The sequence below is a fragment of the Falsiroseomonas oryziterrae genome (assembly GCF_021864505.1).
GTDB lineage: Bacteria > Pseudomonadota > Alphaproteobacteria > Acetobacterales > Acetobacteraceae > Falsiroseomonas > Falsiroseomonas oryziterrae.
Window position 1 is genome coordinate 1 of record NZ_JAKJIB010000557.1, and the last position, 1495, is coordinate 1495.

Here is a 1495-nt window from a genome sequence, read left to right on the forward strand (position 1 = left end):
GACGATCTCGGCGGCACCCGCGCCTTCGCCGCCGCCTGGCTGGACGGCGCGCCGGTGCTGCTGCCGGAACTGTCGGACCCGGCGTTCCGACGCTCGCTTGACGCCGCGCGGCTGGCGGGCCTCGTCGCGCGCTGCGCGCATGTCGTGACCAACCAGGATCTCGTCGCTGCGCTCGCCATCGCCCGAGGCGTGCCGGTCCTCGGGCTCGGGGCCGGCCCGGACCGTCGCATCAAGGCCTGCCTGGCCACGCTGGCGAACGAATTGCCGCCTGGCTCGGCGCTGGTTCAGCCGACGCCCGACCCGGACGGAGCGTCCCTCGCCAGTTCCAGCGCCCGCGCATAGACCTGCTTGCGCGGCAGGCCGGTCGCTGCCGCGACCATCGCCGCGGCGTCGCGCAGGCTGGCACTCTCCATCGCGGCGCGCAGCTGCGCGTCGAGGTCGGCCGCCGCCGTCGCCTCCTCCGGCGCCGGGCCGACCACGATGCAGATTTCGCCCAGCGCCTCGTGCGTCGCATAGTGCGCGGCGAGGTCGGCGAGGCTGCCGCGCCGCACCTCCTCGAAGCGCTTGGTCAACTCCCGCGCCACCGCGGCGGGCCGGTCGGGGCCGAGCCCCTCGGCCAGCGCGGCCAGCGCCTCCGCCAACCGGTGCGGCGCCTCGTGGAAGATGAGGGTGGCCGCCAGCCCCGCCCGCTCTGCCGCCCGCAGCCTCGCGATGGCGGCGTCGCGCGGCCCGGCCTTGGGCGGCAGGAAGCCGGCGAAGAGGAAGGGATGCGGCGGCAGGCCGGACAGCGTCAGCGCCATCACCGCGGCGTTCGGGCCCGGGATGGCGGTGACCGGCAGCCCCGCCTCGATCGCCGCGCGCACCAGCCGGTAGCCGGGGTCGGAGACCAGCGGCGTACCGGCATCCGAGACCAGGGCGATGCGCTGCCCGGCCCGCAGCCGTTCGATCACGCGCGGCGCCATCTCCGCCTCGTTATGGTCGTGCAGTGGCAGCAGGGCCGCGGACATGCCATGACGGGCCAGCATCTGGCCGGTCACCCGCGTGTCCTCGCAGAGCACGGCGTCCGCGGCGCCGAGCACGGCGAGGGCGCGGGGCGACAGGTCGCCGAGGTTGCCGATCGGTGTCGCGACGAGGCTGAGCCCCGCCGGGGCGTCGCGCGCCTGTCCAGGAGGGTCGCCGCTTGCCATTCCTGCCTTTCCGCCGCGCGCTGGGCGCTGCCTGTGTCGCTGCTGTTCTCGGCCTGGCGGCCTGCGCTCCGCAACCCCAGGTCCCGACGACCACGCGGCCCGCCTTCGCGCCGGGGGCGCAGAACCTCCGCGCCGGGCTGCTGGTGCCGCTGTCGGGGCCCCAGGCGCCGCTCGGCCAGTCGCTGCTGAACGCCGCCACCATGGGCCTGTTCGACGAGGCGCCGTCCGGCGTCGAGCTCGTTCCGCGCGACACCGGCGGCTCGCCCGGCGGGGCGGCGGGCGCGGCGCGCGCGGCGATCGCGGGCGGC

At 76.9% G+C, this 1495-nt stretch carries 2 protein-coding genes and 1 pseudogene; 2 read left to right on the forward strand and 1 reads right to left on the reverse strand.

The window, feature by feature from the left end:
• Positions 1 to 342 (forward strand): hypothetical protein (locus L2I40_RS23105; RefSeq protein WP_237217703.1); only part of this gene is annotated, 342 nt, incomplete at its 5' end.
• On the opposite strand, the gene rsmI is transcribed toward L2I40_RS23105, so the two are convergent.
• Positions 285 to 1187: a 16S rRNA (cytidine(1402)-2'-O)-methyltransferase gene (gene rsmI, locus L2I40_RS23110; protein WP_237217704.1), complete on the reverse strand. Its 903-nt coding sequence runs from the start codon at positions 1185 to 1187 to the stop codon at positions 285 to 287. The genes L2I40_RS23105 and rsmI overlap by 58 nt on opposite strands.
• On the opposite strand from rsmI, the pseudogene L2I40_RS23115 reads away from it, so the two are divergent.
• Positions 1181 to 1495, forward strand: a pseudogene (locus L2I40_RS23115) (ABC transporter substrate-binding protein); the annotation flags it as partial. The gene rsmI and the pseudogene L2I40_RS23115 overlap by 7 nt on opposite strands.